Source organism: Glycomyces halotolerans (assembly GCF_054779575.1).
The window spans coordinates 1-518 of record NZ_BAAGXZ010000084.1 but is presented as its reverse complement, the minus strand read 5'-3'; the positions used below and the strand labels follow the sequence as shown (position 1 = coordinate 518).

Genomic DNA, 518 nt, shown 5'->3' with positions numbered 1-518 from the left:
CCGGTGGGCGGGTACCGGCTGGTCGCCGGACGGGCACTGCCCCCGCTGCACTTCACCGACGATGAAGCGGTGGCCGCCGCCATCGGGCTCCGGTTCGCGGCGACCGCGCGCTTCTCCGACGTCGACGGTGTGGCCGCTGCGGCGCTGGCCAAGCTGGAGCGCCTGCTGCCGTCCCGGCTCCGGCAGCGGGTGCGGTCGCTGTCCGCATCGGTGGAGACGGCGGGCCGTCCCGGTGCAGGACCCGAGCTCGGCACCCTCGCGGCGCTGGGCGACGCCATCGCGCACCGGCAGCACATCCGGTTCACCTACACCGATCGAGCCGGGCTCTCCTCCGAGCGCAGGGTCGAGCCGGCCACGCAGGTGCTGCTGGGGCGCCGGTGGTACCTGCTGGCGTGGGACCGCGACCGGGAGGACTGGCGGACGTTCCGCATCGACCGCGTCGCCGGCCTCGAACTGTCCGGGACCAGCTTCCTCCGCCGCGAGCCCCCCGAGGACCCGGTCTCCTTCGTCCAGCGCAG

General features: G+C 75.1%; 1 protein-coding gene. It reads left to right on the top strand.

Annotated features, from left to right (window positions below; all coding sequences use genetic code 11):
- Positions 1-518: helix-turn-helix transcriptional regulator (locus ACYVL2_RS20145; protein ID WP_460546584.1), on the top strand; the 518-nt coding region annotated here is incomplete at both ends.